Source organism: Bacillus sp. B4EP4a (assembly GCF_006680105.1).
Classification (GTDB): Bacteria; Bacillota; Bacilli; order Bacillales; family DSM-1321; genus Peribacillus; species Peribacillus simplex_E.
This window is the reverse complement of the sequence record NZ_VHIK01000032.1, coordinates 1-22,426: the sequence shown is the minus strand read 5'-3', so window position 1 is coordinate 22,426 and position 22,426 is coordinate 1. Positions and strand designations below refer to the sequence as shown.

At 40.2% G+C, this 22,426-nt stretch carries 32 protein-coding genes; 29 read left to right on the top strand and 3 right to left on the bottom strand.

From position 1 onward, the window contains the following. The first annotated feature begins 28 nt into the window (after positions 1–28). The 22 genes from rplE to rpsI all read left to right on the top strand — a co-directional run bounded on the left by rplE (position 29) and on the right by rpsI (position 13,397). Positions 29–568, top strand: a complete 540-nt coding sequence (gene rplE, locus FNK51_RS16705) for a 50S ribosomal protein L5 (RefSeq protein ID WP_063235797.1) — start codon at positions 29–31, stop codon at positions 566–568. A gap of 25 nt (positions 569–593) precedes the next feature. Next, on the top strand, positions 594–779 hold the full coding sequence (locus FNK51_RS16700) for a type Z 30S ribosomal protein S14 (protein ID WP_034304998.1): 186 nt from the start codon (positions 594–596) through the stop codon (positions 777–779). Between the two features lie 30 nt (positions 780–809). Then, positions 810–1,208 (top strand): 30S ribosomal protein S8, encoded by a 399-nt coding sequence (rpsH, locus tag FNK51_RS16695; protein WP_034304995.1) that lies wholly within the window; start codon positions 810–812, stop codon positions 1,206–1,208. Positions 1,209–1,238: 30 nt separating this feature from the next. Further along, positions 1,239–1,775, top strand: a complete 537-nt coding sequence (gene rplF / locus FNK51_RS16690) for a 50S ribosomal protein L6 (RefSeq protein WP_141994054.1) — start codon at positions 1,239–1,241, stop codon at positions 1,773–1,775. A gap of 32 nt (positions 1,776–1,807) precedes the next feature. Continuing rightward, positions 1,808–2,170 (top strand): 50S ribosomal protein L18, encoded by a 363-nt coding sequence (gene rplR / locus FNK51_RS16685; RefSeq protein ID WP_063235799.1) that lies wholly within the window; start codon positions 1,808–1,810, stop codon positions 2,168–2,170. 22 nt (positions 2,171–2,192) lie between these two features. Next, entirely contained in the window at positions 2,193–2,693 is a 501-nt protein-coding gene (gene rpsE / locus FNK51_RS16680) for a 30S ribosomal protein S5 (RefSeq protein ID WP_034304987.1), read from the top strand. A 16-nt stretch (positions 2,694–2,709) separates the two neighbouring features. Then, the gene (gene rpmD / locus FNK51_RS16675; RefSeq protein ID WP_034304984.1) at positions 2,710–2,892 is read left to right on the top strand and encodes a 50S ribosomal protein L30; all 183 of its coding nucleotides are present in this window, start codon (positions 2,710–2,712) and stop codon (positions 2,890–2,892) included. A 32-nt stretch (positions 2,893–2,924) separates the two neighbouring features. After that, positions 2,925–3,365, top strand: coding sequence for a 50S ribosomal protein L15 (rplO, locus tag FNK51_RS16670; protein ID WP_034304982.1), 441 nt, complete (start codon positions 2,925–2,927; stop codon positions 3,363–3,365). After that, on the top strand, positions 3,365–4,660 hold the full coding sequence (gene secY, locus FNK51_RS16665) for a preprotein translocase subunit SecY (protein WP_098373565.1): 1,296 nt from the start codon (positions 3,365–3,367) through the stop codon (positions 4,658–4,660). The genes rplO and secY overlap by 1 nt, the downstream gene beginning before the upstream one ends. Positions 4,661–4,718: 58 nt before the next feature. Then, entirely contained in the window at positions 4,719–5,372 is a 654-nt protein-coding gene (locus FNK51_RS16660; protein ID WP_098373564.1) for an adenylate kinase, read from the top strand. 565 nt (positions 5,373–5,937) lie between these two features. Further along, positions 5,938–6,156 carry a translation initiation factor IF-1 gene (infA, locus tag FNK51_RS16655; protein WP_028390440.1) on the top strand — a complete coding sequence of 73 codons (219 nt, stop codon included), beginning with the start codon at positions 5,938–5,940 and terminating at the stop codon, positions 6,154–6,156. Between the two features lie 40 nt (positions 6,157–6,196). After that, positions 6,197–6,310 carry a 50S ribosomal protein L36 gene (rpmJ, locus tag FNK51_RS16650; RefSeq protein WP_003156543.1) on the top strand — a complete coding sequence of 38 codons (114 nt, stop codon included), beginning with the start codon at positions 6,197–6,199 and terminating at the stop codon, positions 6,308–6,310. 22 nt (positions 6,311–6,332) lie between these two features. Next, positions 6,333–6,698: a 30S ribosomal protein S13 gene (rpsM, locus tag FNK51_RS16645; RefSeq protein ID WP_063235804.1), complete on the top strand. Its 366-nt coding sequence runs from the start codon at positions 6,333–6,335 to the stop codon at positions 6,696–6,698. A gap of 22 nt (positions 6,699–6,720) precedes the next feature. After that, positions 6,721–7,110, top strand: a complete 390-nt coding sequence (gene rpsK / locus FNK51_RS16640) for a 30S ribosomal protein S11 (protein ID WP_028390438.1) — start codon at positions 6,721–6,723, stop codon at positions 7,108–7,110. A 177-nt stretch (positions 7,111–7,287) separates the two neighbouring features. Then, on the top strand, positions 7,288–8,232 hold the full coding sequence (locus FNK51_RS16635) for a DNA-directed RNA polymerase subunit alpha (protein ID WP_034304976.1): 945 nt from the start codon (positions 7,288–7,290) through the stop codon (positions 8,230–8,232). Positions 8,233–8,314: 82 nt separating this feature from the next. Then, positions 8,315–8,677, top strand: a complete 363-nt coding sequence (rplQ, locus tag FNK51_RS16630; protein WP_034304973.1) for a 50S ribosomal protein L17 — start codon at positions 8,315–8,317, stop codon at positions 8,675–8,677. A gap of 371 nt (positions 8,678–9,048) precedes the next feature. After that, positions 9,049–9,885 (top strand): energy-coupling factor ABC transporter ATP-binding protein, encoded by an 837-nt coding sequence (locus tag FNK51_RS16625; protein WP_141994053.1) that lies wholly within the window; start codon positions 9,049–9,051, stop codon positions 9,883–9,885. Further along, the gene (locus FNK51_RS16620; protein ID WP_098373562.1) at positions 9,861–10,727 is read left to right on the top strand and encodes an energy-coupling factor ABC transporter ATP-binding protein; all 867 of its coding nucleotides are present in this window, start codon (positions 9,861–9,863) and stop codon (positions 10,725–10,727) included. The genes FNK51_RS16625 and FNK51_RS16620 overlap by 25 nt, the downstream gene beginning before the upstream one ends. Next, the gene (locus FNK51_RS16615; protein WP_098373561.1) at positions 10,727–11,524 is read left to right on the top strand and encodes an energy-coupling factor transporter transmembrane component T family protein; all 798 of its coding nucleotides are present in this window, start codon (positions 10,727–10,729) and stop codon (positions 11,522–11,524) included. The genes FNK51_RS16620 and FNK51_RS16615 overlap by 1 nt, the downstream gene beginning before the upstream one ends. 14 nt (positions 11,525–11,538) lie before the next feature. Continuing rightward, the gene (truA, locus tag FNK51_RS16610; protein WP_098373560.1) at positions 11,539–12,279 is read left to right on the top strand and encodes a tRNA pseudouridine(38-40) synthase TruA; all 741 of its coding nucleotides are present in this window, start codon (positions 11,539–11,541) and stop codon (positions 12,277–12,279) included. Positions 12,280–12,546: 267 nt separating this feature from the next. After that, a complete protein-coding gene (gene rplM, locus FNK51_RS16605) occupies positions 12,547–12,984 on the top strand; it encodes a 50S ribosomal protein L13 (RefSeq protein ID WP_034304960.1) in 438 nt (145 codons plus the stop codon). A 20-nt stretch (positions 12,985–13,004) separates the two neighbouring features. Beyond that, positions 13,005–13,397 (top strand): 30S ribosomal protein S9, encoded by a 393-nt coding sequence (gene rpsI / locus FNK51_RS16600; RefSeq protein ID WP_034304957.1) that lies wholly within the window; start codon positions 13,005–13,007, stop codon positions 13,395–13,397. Between the two features lie 169 nt (positions 13,398–13,566). Here the strand turns inward: rpsI and FNK51_RS16595 are convergent, their stop codons facing one another. Next, positions 13,567–15,021: a DHA2 family efflux MFS transporter permease subunit gene (locus FNK51_RS16595; RefSeq protein ID WP_141994052.1), complete on the bottom strand. Its 1,455-nt coding sequence runs from the start codon at positions 15,019–15,021 to the stop codon at positions 13,567–13,569. Between the two features lie 170 nt (positions 15,022–15,191). Between FNK51_RS16595 and FNK51_RS16590 the strand changes: the two genes are divergently transcribed. The 5 genes from FNK51_RS16590 to FNK51_RS16570 all read left to right on the top strand — a co-directional run bounded on the left by FNK51_RS16590 (position 15,192) and on the right by FNK51_RS16570 (position 19,545). After that, entirely contained in the window at positions 15,192–15,740 is a 549-nt protein-coding gene (locus FNK51_RS16590; protein WP_141994051.1) for a TetR/AcrR family transcriptional regulator, read from the top strand. Positions 15,741–16,010: 270 nt separating this feature from the next. Continuing rightward, entirely contained in the window at positions 16,011–16,541 is a 531-nt protein-coding gene (locus FNK51_RS16585) for an ECF transporter S component (RefSeq protein ID WP_098373557.1), read from the top strand. Between the two features lie 581 nt (positions 16,542–17,122). Continuing rightward, the gene (locus FNK51_RS16580; protein WP_141994050.1) at positions 17,123–17,548 is read left to right on the top strand and encodes a DUF2521 family protein; all 426 of its coding nucleotides are present in this window, start codon (positions 17,123–17,125) and stop codon (positions 17,546–17,548) included. A gap of 82 nt (positions 17,549–17,630) precedes the next feature. Continuing rightward, positions 17,631–18,347 (top strand): N-acetylmuramoyl-L-alanine amidase CwlD, encoded by a 717-nt coding sequence (cwlD, locus tag FNK51_RS16575; RefSeq protein WP_141994049.1) that lies wholly within the window; start codon positions 17,631–17,633, stop codon positions 18,345–18,347. 139 nt (positions 18,348–18,486) lie between these two features. Continuing rightward, on the top strand, positions 18,487–19,545 hold the full coding sequence (locus tag FNK51_RS16570) for an Mrp/NBP35 family ATP-binding protein (protein ID WP_141994048.1): 1,059 nt from the start codon (positions 18,487–18,489) through the stop codon (positions 19,543–19,545). A 45-nt stretch (positions 19,546–19,590) separates the two neighbouring features. On the opposite strand, the gene gerD is transcribed toward FNK51_RS16570, so the two are convergent. Next, complete coding sequence (gene gerD, locus FNK51_RS16565) at positions 19,591–20,151, bottom strand: spore germination lipoprotein GerD (protein ID WP_141994047.1); 561 nt, start codon at positions 20,149–20,151, stop codon at positions 19,591–19,593. A gap of 137 nt (positions 20,152–20,288) precedes the next feature. Here gerD and FNK51_RS16560 point away from each other — a divergent pair, with 137 nt between their 5' ends. Continuing rightward, positions 20,289–20,969 carry a KinB-signaling pathway activation protein gene (locus FNK51_RS16560; RefSeq protein WP_141994046.1) on the top strand — a complete coding sequence of 227 codons (681 nt, stop codon included), beginning with the start codon at positions 20,289–20,291 and terminating at the stop codon, positions 20,967–20,969. A gap of 92 nt (positions 20,970–21,061) precedes the next feature. On the opposite strand, the gene pdaB is transcribed toward FNK51_RS16560, so the two are convergent. Next, positions 21,062–21,814, bottom strand: a complete 753-nt coding sequence (pdaB, locus tag FNK51_RS16555) for a polysaccharide deacetylase family sporulation protein PdaB (protein ID WP_141994045.1) — start codon at positions 21,812–21,814, stop codon at positions 21,062–21,064. 132 nt (positions 21,815–21,946) lie between these two features. Between pdaB and FNK51_RS16550 the strand changes: the two genes are divergently transcribed. Further along, positions 21,947–22,180 carry a hypothetical protein gene (locus FNK51_RS16550; RefSeq protein WP_098373550.1) on the top strand — a complete coding sequence of 78 codons (234 nt, stop codon included), beginning with the start codon at positions 21,947–21,949 and terminating at the stop codon, positions 22,178–22,180. Positions 22,181–22,426 lie beyond the last annotated feature (246 nt).

Genomic DNA, 22,426 nt, shown 5'->3' with positions numbered 1-22,426 from the left:
TCATAAATGAAGGGAGGTACACTAAGCAATGAGCCGCCTTAAAGAAAAATTAAAAAGTGAAATTACACCATCATTGATGGGCAAATTCAACTATCAATCAGTAATGCAAGTACCAAACATTGAGAAAATCGTTATTAACATGGGTGTGGGTGACGCAGTATCTAACTCGAAAGCTTTAGATACAGCTGTTGAAGAACTTACATTGATCACTGGTCAAAAACCTGTTATAACAAAAGCAAAAAAATCAATCGCAGGCTTCCGTTTGCGTGAAGGTATGCCTATTGGAGCGAAAGTTACATTACGTGGAGAACGTATGTATCAATTCCTTGATAAGCTAGTATCTGTATCTTTACCGCGTGTACGTGATTTCCGTGGCGTTTCAAAGAAATCTTTTGACGGACGTGGAAACTATACATTAGGCGTTAAAGAACAACTTATCTTCCCTGAGATTGATTACGATAAAGTGAGCAAAGTTCGTGGTATGGACATCGTTATCGTAACGACTGCCAACACTGACGAAGAAGCTCGTGAACTACTTACTCAAGTTGGAATGCCGTTCCAAAAGTAATCTCTAAATAAAGGGAGGCGAAATCGTGGCTAAAAAGTCTATGATCGTAAAGCAAAAACGCGAACAAAAGTTTAAAGTACAAGAATATACACGTTGCGAACGTTGCGGACGTCCACATTCTGTATTACGTAAATTTAAACTTTGTCGTATTTGTTTCCGCGAACTTGCATATAAAGGACAAATTCCTGGCGTTAAAAAAGCTAGCTGGTAAAACCCGAGTTTGGGAAGGAGGTAAAATATAATGGTCATGACAGATCCTATTGCAGATATGCTTACTCGCATCCGTAATGCGAATATGGTTCGTCACGAAAAACTGGAAGTTCCTGCTTCAAAGATCAAAAAGGAAATTGCTGAGATCTTAAAAAGTGAAGGCTTCGTACGTGACTTTGAATTAATCGAAGACAACAAACAAGGTATCATCCGTATCTTCTTAAAATACGGTGCAAACAACGAACGTGTTATCACTGGTCTAAAACGTATCAGCAAACCTGGTTTGCGTGTATATGCAAAAACTGGAGAGGTACCACGCGTTCTTAACGGTTTAGGTATCGCAATTGTTTCTACTTCTCACGGAGTTTTAACAGACAAGGAAGCTCGCTCTAAACAAGTTGGCGGAGAAGTTTTAGCATACGTTTGGTAATACATTTTCACAAGAATGGAGGTGCACATTATGTCTCGTATAGGTAAAAAACCTATTGAAATCCCTGCAGGCGTGACAGTTACTGTTACTGGAAGTGAAGTAACTGTTAAAGGACCTAAAGGTGAATTAACTAGATCATTCAATCCTGACCTTTCAATCGTTGTTGAAGAGAACGTGTTAACTGTTACACGTCCGTCTGACGAGAAGGCTCACCGTTCTTTACACGGTACTACTCGCGCACTTATCTCTAACATGGTTGAAGGTGTATCAACAGGATTCGTAAAATCACTTGAACTTATTGGGGTTGGGTACCGTGCACAAAAGCAAGGTAACAAGCTTGTCCTTAACGTAGGATATTCCCACCCTGTAGAAATAGAGCCAGAATCTGGCGTTGAAGTTGAAGTTCCTTCTAATACAAAAGTAATCATCAAAGGTGCAAGCAAAGAACGTGTAGGAGCTCTAGCAGCTAATATCCGTGATGTTCGCCCACCTGAACCGTATAAAGGTAAAGGTATCCGTTACGAAGGCGAATTCGTTCGTCGTAAAGAAGGTAAAACTGGTAAGTAATGCCGCATAAGTAAACGAAAGGAGTGACGTAAATGATTACGAAGCTTGATAAAAATGCTACTCGTCAGAAAAGACATGCGCGTGTACGTGCTAAGCTTTCTGGAACAGAAGCTCGTCCTCGTTTAAATGTGTTTCGTTCAAACAAACACATTTACGCACAATTAATTGACGATGCAAAAGGCGTAACATTAGCAAGTGCTTCAACTCTTGATAAAGAGATCAGTATCGAAGCTAGTAGCAATGCTGAAGCAGCTCAAAAAGTTGGCGAACTTATTGCGAAACGTGCTGTTGAAAAAGGTTTCAAAGCTGTGGTATTTGACCGCGGTGGTTACCTCTTCCATGGTCGTGTAAAAGCATTGGCTGACGCTGCTCGTGAAAACGGCTTAGAATTTTAATGGATAAGGAGGGACATAACAGATGCGTAGCATTGATCCTAATAAATTAGAACTTGAAGAACGCGTAGTTACAGTAAATCGTGTAGCTAAAGTTGTTAAAGGCGGACGTCGTTTCCGTTTCACTGCACTAGTTGTTGTTGGTGATAAAAATGGTCATGTTGGATTTGGTACTGGTAAAGCTCAAGAAGTTCCGGATGCTATCCGTAAAGCTATTGAGGATGCTAAGAAAAATCTAATTACTGTACCAATGGTTGGTACTACTATTCCTCACCTTGTGAACGGTCGCTATGGCGCAGGTCACATTCTATTGAAACCAGCTTCTGAAGGTACAGGAGTAATTGCTGGTGGTCCTGTTCGTGCGGTACTTGAATTAGGCGGAGTTAGCGATATCTTGTCTAAATCACTAGGTACTAATACACCTATTAATATGGTTCGCGCAACAATTGAAGGATTGAAGCAATTGAAACGTGCTGAAGACGTAGCTAAGTTACGTGGAAAATCAGTACAAGAACTGTTAGGATAAGGAGGGAAATCGAATTATGGCTAATAAATTAGAAATCACCCTCACTCGCAGCTTGATTGGTCGTCCTGAAGATCAACGTGTTACAGTTAACACTTTGGGTTTACGCAAAATGCATCAAACGGTTGTTCAAGAAGATAACCCTGCGATTCGCGGTATGATTACCAAAGTTGCTCATCTTGTTACTGTAAAAGAACAATAAAATAATTTTTAACTTAACAAGGAGGTGCCAACATGAAACTTCATGAGTTAAAAGCTGCAGAAGGTTCTCGTAAAGAACGTAAACGTAAAGGTCGCGGTATTGGATCTGGTAACGGTAAAACAGCAGGTAAAGGACACAAAGGACAAAACGCTCGCTCCGGCGGCGGTGTGCGTCTTGGATTTGAAGGGGGTCAAACTCCTCTATTCAGACGTTTACCTAAACGTGGATTTACCAACATCAACCGTAAAGACTATGCTATCGTGAACCTTGATACGTTAAATCTTTTCGAAGACGGTACTGAAGTAACACCAGCTCTTTTACTTGAGACTGGGGTTGTAAGTAAAGAAAAAGCAGGAATCAAAATTCTTGCCAAAGGAAGCATTGAGAAAAAGCTTACTGTTAAAGCTCACAAATTCTCGTCTACTGCTAAAGAAGCTATCGAAGCTGCTGGCGGTAATACAGAGGTGATCTAATGTTTCGCACGATCTCCAATTTTATGCGCGTGGGTGAAATAAGGAATAAGATTATTTTTACCCTTCTAATGTTAATCGTCTATCGCATCGGTACATTTATACCTGTACCGCATGTGAATGCCGATTTTCTCGCTGAACAGGACCAGCTGAGCGTCATCGGTCTTTTAAATACCTTTGGCGGCGGAGCGCTGCAAAACTTTTCTATATTAGCGATGGGTATCATGCCGTACATCACGGCATCCATTATCGTTCAGCTGTTACAGATGGATGTTGTTCCTAAGTTCACTGAATGGTCTAAACAAGGAGAAGCAGGGCGCCGTAAATTAGCTCAATTCACTCGTTACTTCACTATTATCCTAGGATTCATCCAAGCAGTTGGTATGTCTTATGGGTTCAATAATATGTCAGGTGGCCAGTTGATTGAAAATCCTGGAATTGCAACATACTTGCTTATTGCGACTGTCTTAACGGCAGGAACAGCTTTTCTTTTGTGGTTAGGGGAGCTGATCACTGCTAAGGGTGTGGGTAATGGGATTTCCGTCATAATCTTTGCTGGTATCGTAGCTAGTTTGCCAAATACGGCAAATCAGATTTACGCCCAACAATTTGAAAATGCCGGTGATCAATTATTCTTACGAATCATATCGATTATCCTCATTGTTTTAGCAGTATTAGCAATCGTGGTTGCTGTTATTTTCATTCAGCAGGCATTACGAAAAATTCCTATTCAGTATGCGAAACGTGCTGCGGTAGGTCGTACACAAATGGGTGGCCAGTCTACTCATTTACCATTGAAAGTAAATGCTGCGGGGGTTATTCCGGTAATCTTTGCAATGGCATTTATCATTACTCCCACTACAATCGCTTCTTTCTTTGGAAAGAACAGCGTGACTAGTTGGATATCAACAAATCTTGATTACACCAAGCCAATTGGTATGATCATATATGTTGCTCTTATCATTGCTTTTGCGTATTTTTATGCATTCATTCAGGTTAACCCTGAACAAATGGCTGAGAATTTGAAAAAGCAAGGTGGCTATGTGCCGGGGATTCGTCCAGGTAAGAGTACACAAGAATATTTAACACGTGTTTTATACCGTTTAACGTTTGTAGGCTCTATATTTTTAGCCATCATTGCCGTTTTACCGGTATTTTTCATTAAGCTTGCTGATTTACCTCAATCTGCACAGATTGGCGGTACCAGTTTGCTGATCGTAGTGGGGGTTGCCCTTGATACGATGAAGCAGCTGGAATCACAACTTGTGAAGAGACACTATAAGGGCTTTATAAAGTAATGAGTTTTGGGAACGGCTTGTTCCCTTTACCCATTATAGAGTTTGAGGGGGAAGAAAATTGAATCTAGTGTTAATGGGTCTGCCGGGTGCTGGTAAGGGCACTCAAGCTGAACAAATCGTAGAAAAATATAATATCCCTCATATTTCTACTGGAGATATGTTCCGAACAGCTATCAAAGATGGAACAGAATTAGGTCTAAAGGCGAAATCATTCATGGACAAAGGCGAATTGGTACCTGATGAAGTTACCATTGGCATCGTTCGTGAACGTTTAAGCAAGGAAGACTGCCTAAAAGGATTTTTGCTTGATGGATTTCCACGTACTGTGGCACAGGCAGAGGCACTTGAAAGCATTCTAACTGATTTAGATCGCAAAATAAATTTTGTCATTAATATCGATGTTGATAAAAACATTTTAATGGAAAGATTGACAGGACGTCGTATTTGCAAATCATGTGGTGCGACATACCATCTTGTATTCAATCCTCCTGCTAAAGATGATGTATGCGACCGCTGCGGCGGAGAATTATATCAACGTGCCGACGATAATGCAGAAACGGTTCAAAATCGCTTAGATGTGAATTTGAAACAAACCAAACCACTTCTTGATTTCTACGGAGACAAAGGATACTTGGTCAACATTAACGGACAGCAAGATATTAATAAGGTATTTGAAAATATCGATGTGTTGCTTGGTGCTTTACAAAATTAATCATTCGTATTGATTTATGAAATTCATACCATTTTTATAACTTACTTATTAAACTTGGTGCATTCCTATAATACAAAGGGTATAATGGATTTCGCGAGAGCATTCGCACATTTATTAATCAGGTTCTTGTACTTGGTATTCCCTGAATTGGGCGATTACTTTTTAAGTGATCTTCATGGACATATCCGGTCGGCAAAATTGATGAAGAAATGCAGTGACTCTATTGGGATTCCTAAAGAGTCGTGATATAGAGGGTTGAAAGAAGCTATGTCAGGCGTGCGCCTTTCAAACATCTCCCATGCTATTCAAACCTATGTCGAGACTAATTGCTTCTCTATTTCGAGAGTATGTCGGTCACGGAATCGGTCAAGACTTACATGAGGACCCATAAAATCCTCATTTCGGTCCAACTGATAAAGGTCCTCAGTTTAAGCCTGGTTCTACAAAATGGTGAATACTTGATGCAGAATTGTAAGACTTATGAGGATAATTGGACTGTAGTAATGTTGACGGAAAGATGTGTACCTTTAATAGGTTCACGCATAGAGAAGGGAGAATCACTTTAATGGCGAAAGATGATGTAATTGAAGTAGAAGGCACAGTACAAGAGACTTTGCCAAATGCAATGTTTAAGGTAGAATTAGAAAATGGTCATACTGTTTTAGCTCATGTATCCGGTAAAATTCGTATGCACTTTATTCGCATTTTGCCTGGAGATAAAGTTACGGTTGAGCTTTCCCCGTATGATCTAACTCGCGGCAGAATCACATACCGGTTCAAATAATCCGGTTACGCTCCGATCTGTATAAGGAGGTTAGATAGCAATGAAAGTCAGACCATCAGTCAAACCAATCTGCGAAAAGTGTAAAGTTATCCGCAGAAAAGGTAAAGTTATGGTTATTTGCGAAAACCCTAAACATAAACAAAAACAAGGCTAAATAGAAGGAGGTGCACTCAAGCATGGCACGTATTGCTGGAGTAGATATTCCCCGTGACAAACGGATTGTTATCTCATTAACATATATATATGGTATTGGAAAACAAACAGCGATTAAGATTCTTGCAGAAGCAGGCATTTCTGAAGAAACTCGCGTTCGTGACTTAACGGAAGACGAATTGAACAAAATTCGTGATATCATTGACAAGCTTAAAGTAGAAGGCGACCTTCGTCGTGAAATCTCCCTAAACATCAAACGTTTAATGGAAATCGGTTCTTACCGTGGTTTACGTCACCGTCGTGGTCTTCCTGTTCGCGGTCAAAATACAAAAAACAATGCTCGTACGCGTAAAGGACCTCGTCGTACTGTAGCTAACAAGAAAAAATAATTAGTAAAGGAGGTTACTTTTCATGGCACGTAAAACTAATACACGTAAACGTCGTGTGAAAAAGAATATAGAAACTGGTATTGCTCATATTCGTTCAACATTCAATAACACTATCGTTACGATCACTGACTCTCATGGTAATGCTATTTCATGGTCAAGTGCTGGAGCTCTAGGATTCCGTGGATCTCGTAAATCCACTCCATTCGCTGCACAAATGGCTGCTGAAACAGCTGCTAAAACATCAATTGAACATGGTATGAAAACTCTTGAAGTTACAGTTAAAGGACCTGGTGCTGGACGTGAGGCTGCTATTCGTGCACTTCAAGCCGCTGGCCTAGAAGTAACTGCAATTAAAGATGTAACTCCAGTTCCACATAACGGATGCCGTCCACCAAAACGTCGCCGTGTTTAATTTTTCTGTATAGATTTTGTATTCCTGTCAATAATGGGATATAATACTGAGTTTGCGTTCTTACAGAGGATTAATTTTCAGTTGTTGCGCACAGCGGGAACGTATACATGGGGAATTTCGGTTTAAGTGACTTCGTTTACTTGCCGGGGTTTTGACGTTTTGAAGGAGGGTTTATTGATGATCGAAATAGAAAAACCAAAAATCGAAACGGTTGAAATCAACGACGATACCAAATACGGTAAATTCGTCGTAGAGCCACTAGAGCGTGGGTATGGTACTACATTGGGTAACTCCTTACGTCGTATCCTTTTATCCTCACTCCCAGGTGCTGCTGTCACAGCTATACAAATTGATGGAGTGCTACATGAGTTCTCAACAATTGAAGGCGTCGTGGAAGATGTAACATCTATCATTCTTAATGTGAAAAAACTAGCTCTTAAGATTTACTCTGATGAAGAGAAGACGCTGGAAATTGACGTTCAAGGTGACGGAGTCATCACGGCTGCTGATATCACTCATGATAGTGATGTAGAAATTCTTAATCCGGATTTATATATTGCTACAATTGGTAAAAACGGTCATATGCGTATGCGTTTATCTGCACGTCGCGGCCGCGGCTACACTCCTGCTGTTCAAAACAAGAGAGAAGACCAGCCAATTGGTGTAATTCCAATCGATGCTCTTTACACTCCAGTTTCACGCGTATCTTTCCAAGTTGAAAATACACGTGTTGGACAGTTGTCTAACTTTGACAAGTTAACGTTCGATGTTTGGACTGATGGCAGTACTGGTCCGCAAGAAGCGGTAGCACTTGGAGCTAAGATTTTAACAGAGCATTTAAACATCTTTGTTGGTTTAACCGATGAAGCTCAAAATGCTGAAATCATGGTTGAAAAAGAAGAAGATCAAAAAGAAAAAGTTCTTGAGATGACGATCGAAGAATTAGACCTTTCTGTTCGTTCTTACAACTGCTTGAAACGTGCTGGAATCAATACCGTTCAAGAGCTAGCTCATAAAACGGAAGAAGATATGATGAAAGTACGTAATCTAGGACGTAAATCACTTGAAGAAGTGAAAGCGAAACTAGAAGAATTAGGCTTAGGTCTTCGTAAAGACGACTGATAACATGGCGGATCAATCCATTATGTTGTGAGCCTTGTTATAGACACACAATATAGAACTTCAACAAAGGAGGGAATCTCTAATGGGTTACAGAAAGTTAGGACGCACTAGCGCACAACGTAAAGCATTACTTCGTGATTTAGCTACGGATCTTATTATCCATGAGCGCATTGAAACTACTGAAGCACGTGCAAAAGAATTACGTTCTGTAGTAGATAAAATGATCACTCTTGGTAAACGTGGTGACTTGCATGCACGCCGTCAAGCTGCATCTTTCATCCGTAACGAAATCGCTGACGCTGAGAATGGCACAGATGCCCTTCAAAAACTATTCAGTGACGTGGCTCCACGTTATGAAGAACGTCAAGGTGGATACACTCGTATCATGAAAGTTGGTCCACGCCGCGGTGACGGTGCACCAGTCGTGGTTATTGAATTAGTTTAATAACAACGATGAAAAAGGGCGGGACAAATGAATATACTCACTTGTTCTATGCCCTTTTTCTTTTTTTTAAAATAGAAATTCTGTCATTTAGAAATTCGCATTGAGTGTTACGATGGCTGGCGGAACCTGGATTGTTCAGGGAGCCTTCACGTCTAGCTCAAGCATCCCTTCCCGCTTTTGATAAGCGATTATAAGATAACCTGTTTTTCGTAACAGGCCCGCTGTTAGCTGCTCTTAATTTACCGAAAATTCTTTCGGTGGAAGGGGTGCAGCGTTTTTTTATATTTTCAGAAGGAAAAACTACTATATTTATATTGAGTGAGCAGAGTTTAGATTAGACGAGTGCAGTCGAGGATGAGGAGGCCCACACGGTGAAGAAGCTGGTTTCTTTAAATAATATTGTTTTTAAATATGAGGGTCAGTCTCGAAACGCCTTGGATGATGTTTCTTTTGATATTCATCAGGGGGAGTGGCTTGCGATTGTCGGACATAATGGCTCTGGCAAGTCGACATTAGCGAAGTTACTGAATGGTCTTCAGTTCGCTAACTCAGGTACCATTACTATTAATGATCAACTTTTGACAGAAGAATCCGTTTGGGATGTACGCCAGAAAATTGGCATGGTTTTTCAAAACCCAGATAATCAATTTGTAGGCACTACAGTTCAGGATGATGTGGCTTTTGGTTTAGAAAACGCCGGTGTTTCTCAGCAGGTTATGGTGGAGCGTGTTCATGGTGCGTTAAATAAGGTTAAAATGAATGCCTTTCTTAATCAAGAGCCGCACCATCTATCCGGCGGTCAAAAGCAAAGAGTGGCCATAGCAGGTGTAATAGCCTTGCAGCCAGACATAATCATCTTAGATGAAGCAACCTCCATGCTTGACCCAAGAGGCCGTGAAGAAGTGCTTGAAACAGTTAGGGAATTAAAACAGGAAAACGAGATCACTGTCATATCAATCACCCATGATCTTGAGGAAGCTGCGAAAGCTGATCGAATGATAGTGATGAACCAAGGTCGGTTATATCGTGAAGGACCGCCTCAGGTTATTTTTGAGTTAGAGGATGAATTGATTGCTCTTGGTCTGGATATTCCCTTTTCAGTGAAACTAACCAAGGAGTTACAAAAAAATGGTGTTCGTGTAGTTGATGGGCATTTGACAGAGGAAGAGTTGGTGAAGGATTTATGCGAATTACACTCGATGATGTAGAATACCGCTATCAGGTGAATACTCCTTTTGAACATCTAGCCCTTCATGATGTCAATATTTCAATGGAGCCGGGAACCTATACCGCAATCATCGGGCATACAGGGTCCGGGAAATCCACGCTACTGCAACATTTGAATGCTCTTTTAAAACCGACGAAGGGTCGGGTTTTCATTGGGGATCGGACGATTGAAGCCGGAAGAAAAGAAAAGGCTTTGCGGCCAATAAGACAAAAGGTCGGAATTGTTTTTCAGTTTCCGGAACATCAGTTATTTGATGAAACGGTTGAAAAGGATATATGTTTCGGACCTATGAATTTTGGCGTTTCTGAAATCGATGCTAAGAAACTGGCCAGGAAAGCCATCGCGCAAGTCGGATTGGATGAGGAAATTCTTGAAAAATCACCATTCGACTTATCCGGCGGACAAATGCGACGGGTGGCCATTGCTGGGGTACTTGCCATGGAGCCCGAAGTATTGGTACTTGATGAGCCCACTGCGGGACTGGATCCGCGAGGACGCAAAGAAATCATGGATATGTTTTATGATCTGCATAAAGTAAGGGGCATTTCAACGATTCTTGTGACACATAGCATGGAGGATGCAGCCAAGTATGCGGATGACATCATTATCATGCATAAGGGTACGGTGTTCAAAAAAGGAACCCCCCAGGAAATTTTCTCAGAGCCGGAACAATTAATGGAGCTTGGCCTGGATGTTCCTGATACGGTCCGTTTTCAGCTAAAGCTCCAGAAGGAACTTGGTGTTCGATTTGATCATCCATGTCTTAATATCGGTGATTTAGCGATAGAAATAGATAAAGCCATGAAACGGGGGAACCGCTGATGCTGGATAAAATGATCATCGGGCGTTATGTCCCTGCAAATTCACTGATGCACAAGATGGACCCAAGGGCTAAATTGCTCCTCGTGTTCCTGTTCGTTTGTGTCGTCTTTTTGGCGAATAATGTCGTTTCTTACGGGTTGCTTGCTGTATTCACCATCCTTTTGATCAGTCTTTCCAAAATACCGCTTCGCTATCTTTATAATGGGTTAAAACCAATCTTTTTCTTGATCGTTTTTACATTCCTTCTCCATATATTGTTTACGAAAGAAGGGGAATTGCTTTTTGAATACGGTTGGTTTGAAATCTATGAAGGCGGTCTGATTCAAGGTTTTTTCATATCCGTTAGATTTACTTTACTAATCCTTGTTACGTCACTTTTAACTTTGACGACATCCCCGATATCCATTACAGATGGGATGGAAGAGCTGTTGGGGCCCTTGAAAAAGTGGAAGATGCCTGTACATGAACTGGCATTGATGATGTCCATTGCCCTTCGATTCATTCCAACGCTAATGGAGGAAACGGAAAAAATCATGAAGGCCCAAACTGCAAGGGGCGTTGACTTTTCATCTGGCCCGATAAAGGACAGGGTTAAATCGATTGTACCGCTGCTTGTTCCTTTATTTGTCAGTTCGTTCAAACGGGCGGAGGAGTTGGCAACTGCCATGGAGTCAAGAGGATACCGTGGCGGGGAAGGCCGCACGAAATATCGCCAATTGGACTGGAAGACGAGTGATAGTCTTTTGATGGTCTCAATAGGTGTTCTAACGGTCATGTTATTTTTATTACGTTCATAATAAGGAAGAGAACTATGCCAAAATATAAATGTGTGATCGCTTATGACGGCACGGATTTTGCTGGTTATCAGGTGCAGCCAGAGAAACGCACCATACAAAGTGAATTCGAGGCAGTCTTGGCCCAAATGCATAAAGGCACAATTATAAAAGTGACTGCTTCAGGCAGGACAGACTCAGGGGTCCATGCAAAGGGGCAAGTGCTTCACTTTGATTCGCCCCTTACATTCCCTACTGAAAACTGGGTAAAGGCGTTCAGCGCCCTTCTTCCGACCGATATCATCGTTCTGGAAGTCGATATCGTGCCTGACGATTTTCATGCGAGGTTCCATACGACTGGGAAAGAGTACCGTTATATCATAGCCCGTTCGAAACTACGGGATCCGTTTAAGCGGAATTACGCCTATCATTATCCCTACCCATTAGATGGGGAGGCGATGAGGGAAGCAATCTCCTATTTGATAGGGACACATGACTTTACAAGTTTTTGTTCGGCAAAAACGGAAGTGGTCGATAAAGTTCGAACCATAAAAGAAATGGATTTTGAAGAGAGCGATGATTTCATGGTTTTCCGCTTCGTTGGCGAAGGTTTTTTGTATAATATGGTCCGTATCCTGGTTGGGACGCTCCTGGATGTCGGCAGCGGCAAGATGTCACCCCGTGACATGAGCGGGATTTTGGAGAAAAAGGACCGCAGTTTTGCAGGGAAAACAGCGCCAGCCCAAGGCTTATATTTATGGAAAGTATTTTACAAATAAAAATATTTTCGAAGTGATACCAGTTTTTTTACAACTGGAAAACGGGATGAAATCAGTAATGGAGCGGTTTGTCGCTATACTGACCTTTTCATGGAGTTGCAGAGAGTGTTTTATAGACAACTTATCCTAGTGTAACATTCCCTTGACAATGAATCTGGGAGAAGTTAATATAATATGGTATGTATTTTAATCCCACGATAAGCCCCGGAAGTTTATTGTGATTGAAAATAAATATAAAAAATTAAAAAGTTTTTTAGGAGGTTAACCATGCGTACGACATTTATGGCGAAAGCTAATGAAGTAGAACGTAAATGGTATGTGATTGACGCTGAAGGCAAAACTTTAGGTCGCCTTTCTACTGAAGTAGCATCCATCTTACGTGGTAAACATAAACCAACTTTTACACCGAACATTGACACTGGTGATCATGTAATTCTTATCAATGTTGAAAAAATCCACTTGACTGGTAAAAAATTGACAGACAAAATTTACTACCGTCACACTATGCATCCAGGCGGTCTTAAAACTAGAACTGCTCTTGAAATGCGTACAAACTACCCTGAGAGAATGCTTGAACTTGCTATCAAAGGTATGCTTCCAAAGAATTCTCTTGGTCGTCAAATCTACAAAAAATTACACGTATACGCTGGAGCTGAGCACCCACACGCTGCTCAACAACCAGAAGTATACGAATTACGCGGATAATTACTAAGGAGGTTACTATCTTGGCACAAGTTCAATATTATGGTACTGGTCGCCGTAAGAGCTCAGTAGCTCGTGTACGTTTAGTACCAGGCGAAGGTCGCATCGTTATTAACGGTCGTGACATTAATGAATATATTCCTTTCGCAGCATTACGTGAAGTTGTTAACCAACCACTAGTTGCAACAGAAACTACTGGAAATTACGACGTTCTAGTAAACGTTAGCGGTGGTGGATACACTGGTCAAGCTGGAGCAATCCGTCACGGTATCGCTCGTGCATTGCTACAAGTTGATCCAGAATACCGTCCATCTCTTAAAACTGCTGGTTTACTAACTCGTGACCCACGTATGAAAGAGCGTAAAAAATACGGTCTTAAAGGCGCACGTCGTGCACCTCAGTTCTCAAAACGTTAATTCTATTACCGTTTCGAAAGGCTCTCAACCATTTTGGTTGGGGGTCTTTTTTTGTCCGGAAAAAGATTTTGATCACATCACGCTCCATGAACTTATATATTAAAAATAATAAAGCATATCCGGGATATCCCAGATATGCTTTATTTTAAATAACGTATTGTTAACGATTTTAGTTAGGGGATTCACTTTCACTTTTTTTAATTGCGGCTTTTTTCGGCATAAAGCATGCAAAAATTAACGCCACAAAAGATAGGATTAACATAAAAACATAGGCATCACTTGAGCCGAAGGTAGAAGCTAATGCCTCTAGTTGTATTGCTGTAATGTTTTCATTTTGCACTGTTAGCTCAGAGGCATGTGAAGTTGCTTGCATTGTATACACTGTGATGACAACTGCTGTTCCAATAGCACCTGACAATTGGCGAATGGTATTATTTACAGCTGAACCATGGGAACCCAATTCTCTTGGTAAAGCATTCAGCCCTGCTGTATTTAAAGGCATGGTAATAAAGCTTAATCCAATTCGTAATATAATGGTACGGGCCATTAAATAGATATAGGTTGTGGATTCGTTTATATCTATGACTCCCCACATCGAAACAATGATAAATACTAAACCTGTAATAAAGAGTGGTTTAGCACCATATTTATCATACATTTTACCAGTGACAGGGGACAAGAAGGCATTAATCACAGCTCCAGGCAATAACAGTAAACCTGCTTCAAATGGTGTAAAACCTCGTCCATTCTGCAAGTAAATTGGTAAAAGAATTAAATCCGCATACATAATCATCGTAATTAGTACATTGAGGAAAGATGTGAGCGTGAAAACTTTGTACTTAAATACAGATAAATTTAATAATGGATCGCTGGATTTCATTTGACGTAAACAGAATAGAGCCGTCACGATTATTCCGGCGATTATTGTAGTAATGATAACGAGATTATCCCACCCCTTGCTTCCTGCGCTGCTAAATCCAAATAATATGCAGCCAAAACCAATCGTTGATAAAATGACACTTGTGATATCTAATTTTGCTTTTGTTGTCTCTGCAACATTCATTAAATATTTGAACGCTAGAACAATGACGATTATTATAAATGGGGTTAACCCAATAAATAACCATCTCCATGAAACATATTCAATGATAAAACCAGATAATGTAGGAGCTATGGCTGGAGCAAAAATTATCGCAAAGCCGATTGTCCCCATAATACTTCCACGCTTTTCGCTAGGATATAAATATAAAATAACTGTCATCATTAGAGGCATTATAATCCCGGCACCAATTGCTTGAATCATTCTTCCCGTTAACAGCATGCCAAAATTCTCTGCACATGCACAAAGTGCAGATCCGATTAACAAAAAGAACATCGAACTAATAAATAGCTGCCTTGTTGTGAACCGTTTCATTAAAAAAGCTGTAATCGGCACTAAAACACCGTTCACTAGCATAAATCCTGTTGATAACCATTGTACAGTTGCAGCAGTTACATGAAATACGTCCATTAAACCACTCAATGCAACATTTAATAAAGTCTGATTTAATGTTGATAAAAAACAACCAGCAATCAGTACAATTAATAAAATTTTTTTATTTCTTTCTGTTATATCATTACTCATTCGTAAACTCCTTTATTTTTGACTTGCATTCTCAACAACGTGTCGATAAAATCGATGGTAACAAAAATATATGTTGCTTACCATGAACAGTTTTCTTGAAAATGTTCACTAATCGACATAGGGATATACGCTGTTGAGAAAGTCAAAGAAAATCTATAAAGGAGTTAAAAATGTCTATTCCCAAGAAAGAAGATCCTCGTACAATTCGGTCAAGAGAAATGTTTAAGAACGCTGTCATTGCTCTCTTATCCGAGGACCCTGCTATTTCAAATTTAACGGTTCAGAAAATCGCAGCCAAAGCAGGATTAAACCGGACAACATTTTACCTGCATTATCAGGATATTCAAGATTTACTAACGCAAATCACCGATGAGATTTTAAAAGAGCTTTCTGATAAAATTTTTGCTTTAATACATGCAAAAGATTTATCAGAAAAACAACAGCTAACTCAATTACTTGATTATTTATATATCCATCGAAATTATTTACTTATTTTATTTAAGACGAATCAGTTTGAGGAACAATTGTTTTCATTATTAAAGCAATTAGTAGAAATAAGAAGGAAGAATACCAAGAAGGATTTACCTGCTGATTATGTTGACATTGATATTAAAACGGCCTCATTGGTAGGCATTATAATATGGTGGTTAAGAAAGGGGCTTCATTTTAGTTCGGATTATATTGCCAACCAAATTTATTTAATGTACAGAGTGCAATGATTCCAATACCGTTTGAAAGAATCTTGAATTTCATTAAGTCTTTTTTATGCCCGGAAAATAATAAGACCATATCATGCCATCCATCCCAGTCTTCCAGGCTCAATGCAAATGAAACGCCGTGGTGAGGGGGCTTCATATGTTGGTGATGGTTATGTTCCATTTGTTTACACATGAGTTTATTTATGTAATACAGAATTTTTTGTAAAATCCATATTTATTAAGTTCCTGTTTAGGAGTATGATAATACTTAAAAAAGAAAGAGGACTTCATATGAATTCAACATACTCACCGATTGAAACAACTAAAACAAAAACCTTGGTCATCAATGCGCTATTCATTGCATTAACCCTTGTAGCGACAATGTTCATCAACATCAAGCTCCCAATAATGGGTAACGGCGGCCTGATCCATCTGGGTAACGTTCCCCTTTTTATAGCTGCTTTGGTTTATGGCAAAAAAACAGGAGCGATAGCAGGCGCCTTCGGTATGGCCTTCTTCGATCTTTTCTCTGGTTGGGCAGCATGGGCACCGTTTACATTCGTCATCGTAGGAGCAATGGGCTTTCTAGCCGGCCTTATATCCGAAAAGGTACCGGGCAAAAGAGAATTGGTATACACTATGGCCGTTGCCGTTGCATTGGTTATTAAAATCGTCGGCTACTATTTTGTCGAAGTTATTCTTTATGGTAACTGGATACAGCCATTTGGCTCCATCCCCGGAAACGTGATGCAGGTCGTAATAGCTGGAATAATTGTAGTGCCACTTGCTGGTCGATTAAAGAAAAGAGCTGGACAGATATAAAGTGAAACAAAAATAGGAAGCCATTTCAAACTTTGTGTTGCACCACCTTTGGATGTTGTACTGCGCTCTGAACCTTAGGCAGTTTAAAAAGACATCCTGCTAAGTAAGCGGGTATTAAATGAATTCGCTATTATAAAATGTTTTATCATTTGAGAAAAGGACATCCGTTAACCATGGATGTCCTTTTTATCTTAATAGACCACAAAGCCTGAAGTTGTCATAGAGGATGGCTCGCTTAAGTTTAAGGAAGAACACGACATGAATAATCAGTATTGATCAAGGTCAAAGAGACATGCGCAGTGAGCGACCCAAGTCGGCAAGGTCAGCCTCGGGTAGCTGCCTGAGTGGCGGGTTAGTGGAGAAAACTCTAGTTTTCTAACATTAAGTTTCTTGTGCGGTCTGCACTTTAACAGGTTTCTTACCATATTGCATACCGATATGCTTTTTCAAGTACCTGCCGAACCTATCCTCATTATTTTTTGCCAATAGAATAAATGAATGGTTCAAAATAGAACGCTAAAACTAAAATTATGTCTTGGGAAATAATTTTGGGAAATGGGGAATTGCCCCGGAGGTGAATTATGGCTGTGATATTAGGTTTACAGGAGATGCAAAGGGAAAGGCAATTGAGGTTCGAACGTAGGCTGCTCAGGGAACTTTCTATCGAGGATATGAAGGGGAGGATTCAGCGTTACTTCGGACAGGATTTGATGGATGTTTTGGAGGAAGGCTACTTTGATGTTGCCATCGAGGCTTATTTATTAGGAGCAAACTATAGTAAGTTTGGCTATTATGGTGAGTCGGAAGAAGATGTAAGGTCCAGGTGCTGGAAGGAAGAGAGGTTTTTGGTCGATACTCTTTTTAACTTTATTTTGTATTGGCGGGAAGTTACAGCGAATAACGCTTTCGATGAAGGTTTGTTTTATTGTTGTGAAGGGTTTGTTGGGGATTGGTGGCTGGACGGCTTTAAGACTGGAGAAAAACGATATAAAATGAAACTGCATTAAGAAGGCAAAATCCCATTCCTTGTTCTAATTTCATGGTTTGTCCCATACTTTTTAGTAGAGAGATCATGGAAGGGGAACGGTCATGCGCAAAAAGCTGAAATATACAGGGATCGCTATGGGATTGTTTGTCCTTTTTTTAATTGTGACTTTTAAATTTGTTGAAGATGATTCTTGGGACTCCTGGAACCTTCCGTTGTCAGGTAAGGTCATCATTCTGGATGCAGGTCACGGGGGAATGGACGGCGGGGCAAATGTACAAGAGGTTATGGAAAAGGAAATTGCCCTTTCCGTTTCATTAAAGGTCAGGGACTATTTACAGGAACAGGGTGCCCTTGTCATCATGACACGTGAGAAGGATGAGGATTTGGCACAGGGAAATACAAAGGGGATCCGCCTGCGGAAACAGGAAGACTTACGGAATCGGGTTGAAATGATCAATAATTCGGAAGCGGACTTATTCTTAAGCATTCATTTGAACTCTTTTCCATCAGCGTCATCGAAAGGTGCCCAGACCTTTTATACAAACAGGTTTGAGGAAAATGAACAGGTGGCAAAATTCATTCAGACTGAAATCATAAGAAACCTGGAAAATACAAAGCGTGATGCAAAAACGATTAAACATGTGTATTTGATGAATTATGCCAAGAAACCGGGAGCGCTTGTGGAAATTGGATTTCTTTCCAATTCCGAGGAAAGGGAACGCCTTATCAGTGATAAGTATCAAGAAAAGGTTGCCAGTTCGATTTATATGGGTATTTTACGGTACTTTACAGAGGAAAAACTATCGGATGAAGAGTGATGTCTGGGTCTTGTAAGGTACAAGGCCTTTTTATAATGGGGAAATCATCAGGTTTCGCATGCGGGGCAGATAATAAGCTTTCTTACCGTAATATGTTATACTGAAAAATGGGAAAATAAAATTCAAAGGGGTGCTCGACTTGTTAACAGAAGAGAAAGTACTGAATTTATTAAAGGATCTTAAAGACCCTTTTCTACATAAAAACCTTGAAGAGACAAATGGAATTATAGAAATCAAAATAAAACCTGAAAAGAATCATGTAAGCGTTAAACTTGCGATTGCGAAAACGGGGACTGCCGAACAAATGCAAATGCAATCGGAAGTTGTGGACTTGCTGAAAACGAACGGAGCGGAATCGGTAGGTATCCGCTTCACGGAGCTTTCAGAAGAGGAGTTAGCCAAGCATCGTGAAAGCATTCCTCAGGATGAAGCGGACCAAGGTTTGCTTGGACCTAACAGCAAAACACAATTCATCGCGATCGCCAGTGGTAAAGGCGGAGTGGGAAAATCCACGATTTCAGTGAATTTCGCTACTTCACTTGCTCGTTTGGGTAAAAAGGTCGGGCTGGTTGACGCCGATATTTATGGTTTCAGCGTACCTGATATGATGGGGATAACAAAAAGACCGGTTGTTCGCGGGGAAAAAATCATTCCTGTAGAACGGTTTGGCGTTCAAGTTATCTCAATGGGCTTTTTTGTAGAGGATAACGCGCCGATCATCTGGAGAGGACCGATGCTGGGTAAAATGCTTAACAGTTTCTTTAATGAAGTGGAATGGGGAGATTTGGACTATCTGGTCCTTGACTTACCGCCGGGTACAGGCGATGTTGCTTTGGACGTTCATACGATGCTCCCTTCATGTAAAGAAATCATCGTTACGACACCGCATCCGACTGCAGCTTTCGTTGCGGCAAGAGCTGGTGCCATGGCCATCAAGACAGAACACGAAGTCATCGGTGTCATAGAGAATATGTCATTCTTCGAAAGTAAAACGACCGGTGAAAAAGAGTATGTATTTGGAAAAGGCGGCGGCAAGAAGCTTGCAGAAGAGCTTCGTACAGAAGTTTTAGGTCAACTTCCCCTGCAACAGCCAGATTGGAACGAAGAGGACTTTGCTCCATCCATTTACGCAGCGGACCATAGACTCGGCAGGATTTATGAAGATATTGCCAAAAAGGTCATTGAAAAACTACAATGAAAAGAAGGCTGATTCCGATTGGAATCAGCCTTCTTTTCATTCTTTTTACTTTTTCTCCTTTTCTACCGCTTTAGTGGCTGCTTTATCCAATTTCTCTTGCATTTTCGCCTGAATGAGAGGACTCTCCATGGTTTCGATGATCAGCTCTTTATAGACCGACCGCATTTCCTTTGTTTTTAATAATTTATTCATTTCTTTTTCCATATCGGGTTCTTTCATTATTTCCATGAGCATTCCACGATACTGAGGATCAGCAGTTAAGTCCTTCAATACCTTTTTATGTTCATCTTCTAATGCTTTAGCATAAGCGGAAGCAAATTCGGGATCCTTAAATGTCTTTTTCCAAAATTCCTTCCCTTTATCTGAAGTGACAATATCTTCAATGGATTTCTTAATGGCATCCGAATCCATAATAAGTTCAGCTTTCGTTTTATCATCAGTAATGATATCCTGGATGGCTTTTTTTCCATCATCTGTCTTCAAGATATCGACGACCATTTTCTTTGTCTCTTCATACTCCATTTTTTCTGCGCCTGCTCCATTTTGAGCACAACCGGAACAAACGAGTAAGAATGACGTGAAAAGCAAAGCAACTCCCACTCTCATACGCAGGGCCCCTTTCATCCTTCTTACTGTTAATATGGTTCCAATCGGCGATATTATTCCTTGGTGGAATAAGTGGATTTTTCCAAATTTGGTTGGTACAATTAAGGAAATGAAATAGAAATGTATGGAGGAAAACAATGAACAGCCGTAACTTAGTTAAATTGTTTTTAACAACATTGCTTATAGGTGGTGTAACGGGCGGAGTTGTAGGGTTCTTGGCTCGGTGGAGTGAGTTTAAGCCTTATTTTTCTTCTTTTGAAGTCAGTGCCATCCTATCAACTTTTATTTGGTTATTCGGTGTTGGATTAATTTTTAGTGTCATAAGCCAAGCCGGCTTTTTTGCCTATTTAACGATACATCGTTTTGGTCTGGGGATATTTAAAAGCGCTTCCTTATGGAATGCCGTTCAACTTGTACTCATTCTTTTTGTTGTATTCGATCTTGTTTACCTGCGATATCTCAGCTTTGGTTCAGGCGAGGGGATCAGTTCCTACATCGTGTTAGCGTTGGTTGTTTTGGCCGCGGGGCTTATTACAGCTTATTTCAAAATGAAACAAACGAATAAACAGTCGTTCATACCGGCCTTATTTTTCATGGTCGTGGTCACGGTTTTGGAGTGGATACCTGTCCTAAGTGCCAATGATGAAAGCTGGCTTTACTTCATGCTGTTTCCGTTGCTAGTCTGCAATGCTTATCAATTATTGGTTCTGAGCAAATTGATTGAACGTTCACAAAGGGAATTGGCCAGTAAAAGAGGGAGTAAGCAAACTCCGGCAAAGGGAAAGATGAAAGCCGGTGAACTAGGTAAAGGCAGCTAACCTATTTGTAAGTCGGTCCATACATAAGGAAGTCAAAACATAAAAACTGCGTACTAAAGGTTTTGGAGACCATTAGTACGCAGTTTTTTCAGTCAGCGGATTTCCTCACTGCTTGCTGATGAATTGGAAATCATCTCAGAAACGTTAACGAAGTTTAAATTTTTTGATCGAAGTTCACTTACTAACTCCGGTAAAGCCTTATTCGTTTGTTTTGCTGAGTCTGAAGCATGTAATAAGATGATATCACCCTTTTGTGCCTTGGTGATGTTCTGAACGATCCGATCCACACCTGGATTGGTCCAATCCTTTGAATCGATGCTCCAATGGACAACGGTATATCCGAAATTCTTGCTGATCTTTAAGAGGCGTTTATCAAAGTGACCGGTGGGAGCACGTAAAAGTTCTATATTCTTTACATTAAGTTTTTTAAATGCTTCCTGGGCTTTAGAAATATCCCGGATGATTTCCTGATCTTCCATTTCGGAATAATCCTTATAATCGTAACCAAGCATGCCGATTTCATATCCTTCTTTCACAATTTCAGCCACTATGTCCGGATGACGTTCAGCCCAAGATCCCGCAAGGAAAAAAGTGGCGGATTTAATCTTTTCTCTTTTTAATGTCTCTATTATTGGAGCGGCTTTCTCATCACCCCAGCCAATATTGAACGTGATCGCAACATTCTTTTCCCCTTTATAAACCGCTTTCGGCCCATCTTCTGTAGAAAAAACGGGGGCATGAAGAATGTTTTGTACAAAAAGAAACCAAGCGGTAAAAAGTGCCGTAAGCAAAATTAACGAATAATATTTGATGTTCTTGGCTTGAAGCACCATGAAAAATTTCATTAATCCATCCCCTTGTCCAAAGTACTCTTGTCTTCATATTTATGCGCGAGGATTATTGTTATGCAAAAAAATCAGTTGAAAATTCATAAAATTGATGGGAATGGGGAAAGCTTTCTGATGGAGGTGTTTACCATGCTCGGTTTATTGATTAATGACAAGGAAAAGATGGAATTGGAGTACCTTTTAAAAAGAGAGATGGATGAAATACTATTCGATTTGCAGGATGACAGAATCGATCACTTAGTCAAAAGGGCAATAAACGAGAAATATAACATTCTTTTCAGGTTGTTTAAAAGGGTGAGCACCGAGGAGGAATGCCTAATGTATATGAGGGGGAAAACGAATTTATCCGAGTGGAATCAGTAATGATATTTAAATGTGATTTATATTCAAAATATCTATTGACTATTGGTTTATACGCTGGTATATTATAAAAGTTGCTGCAACGTAATAGCTTTTGAAAAAGAATGAAAAAAACTTTTTTTAAAAAAGTTATTGACGAAGTGGTGATAAGATGTTAAGATATTAAAGTCGCTAAGAGAGATAGCGAACAAATTGCTCTTTGAAAACTGAACAAAACAAAGCGCCAACGTTAAATTTTAAGTGAGCACA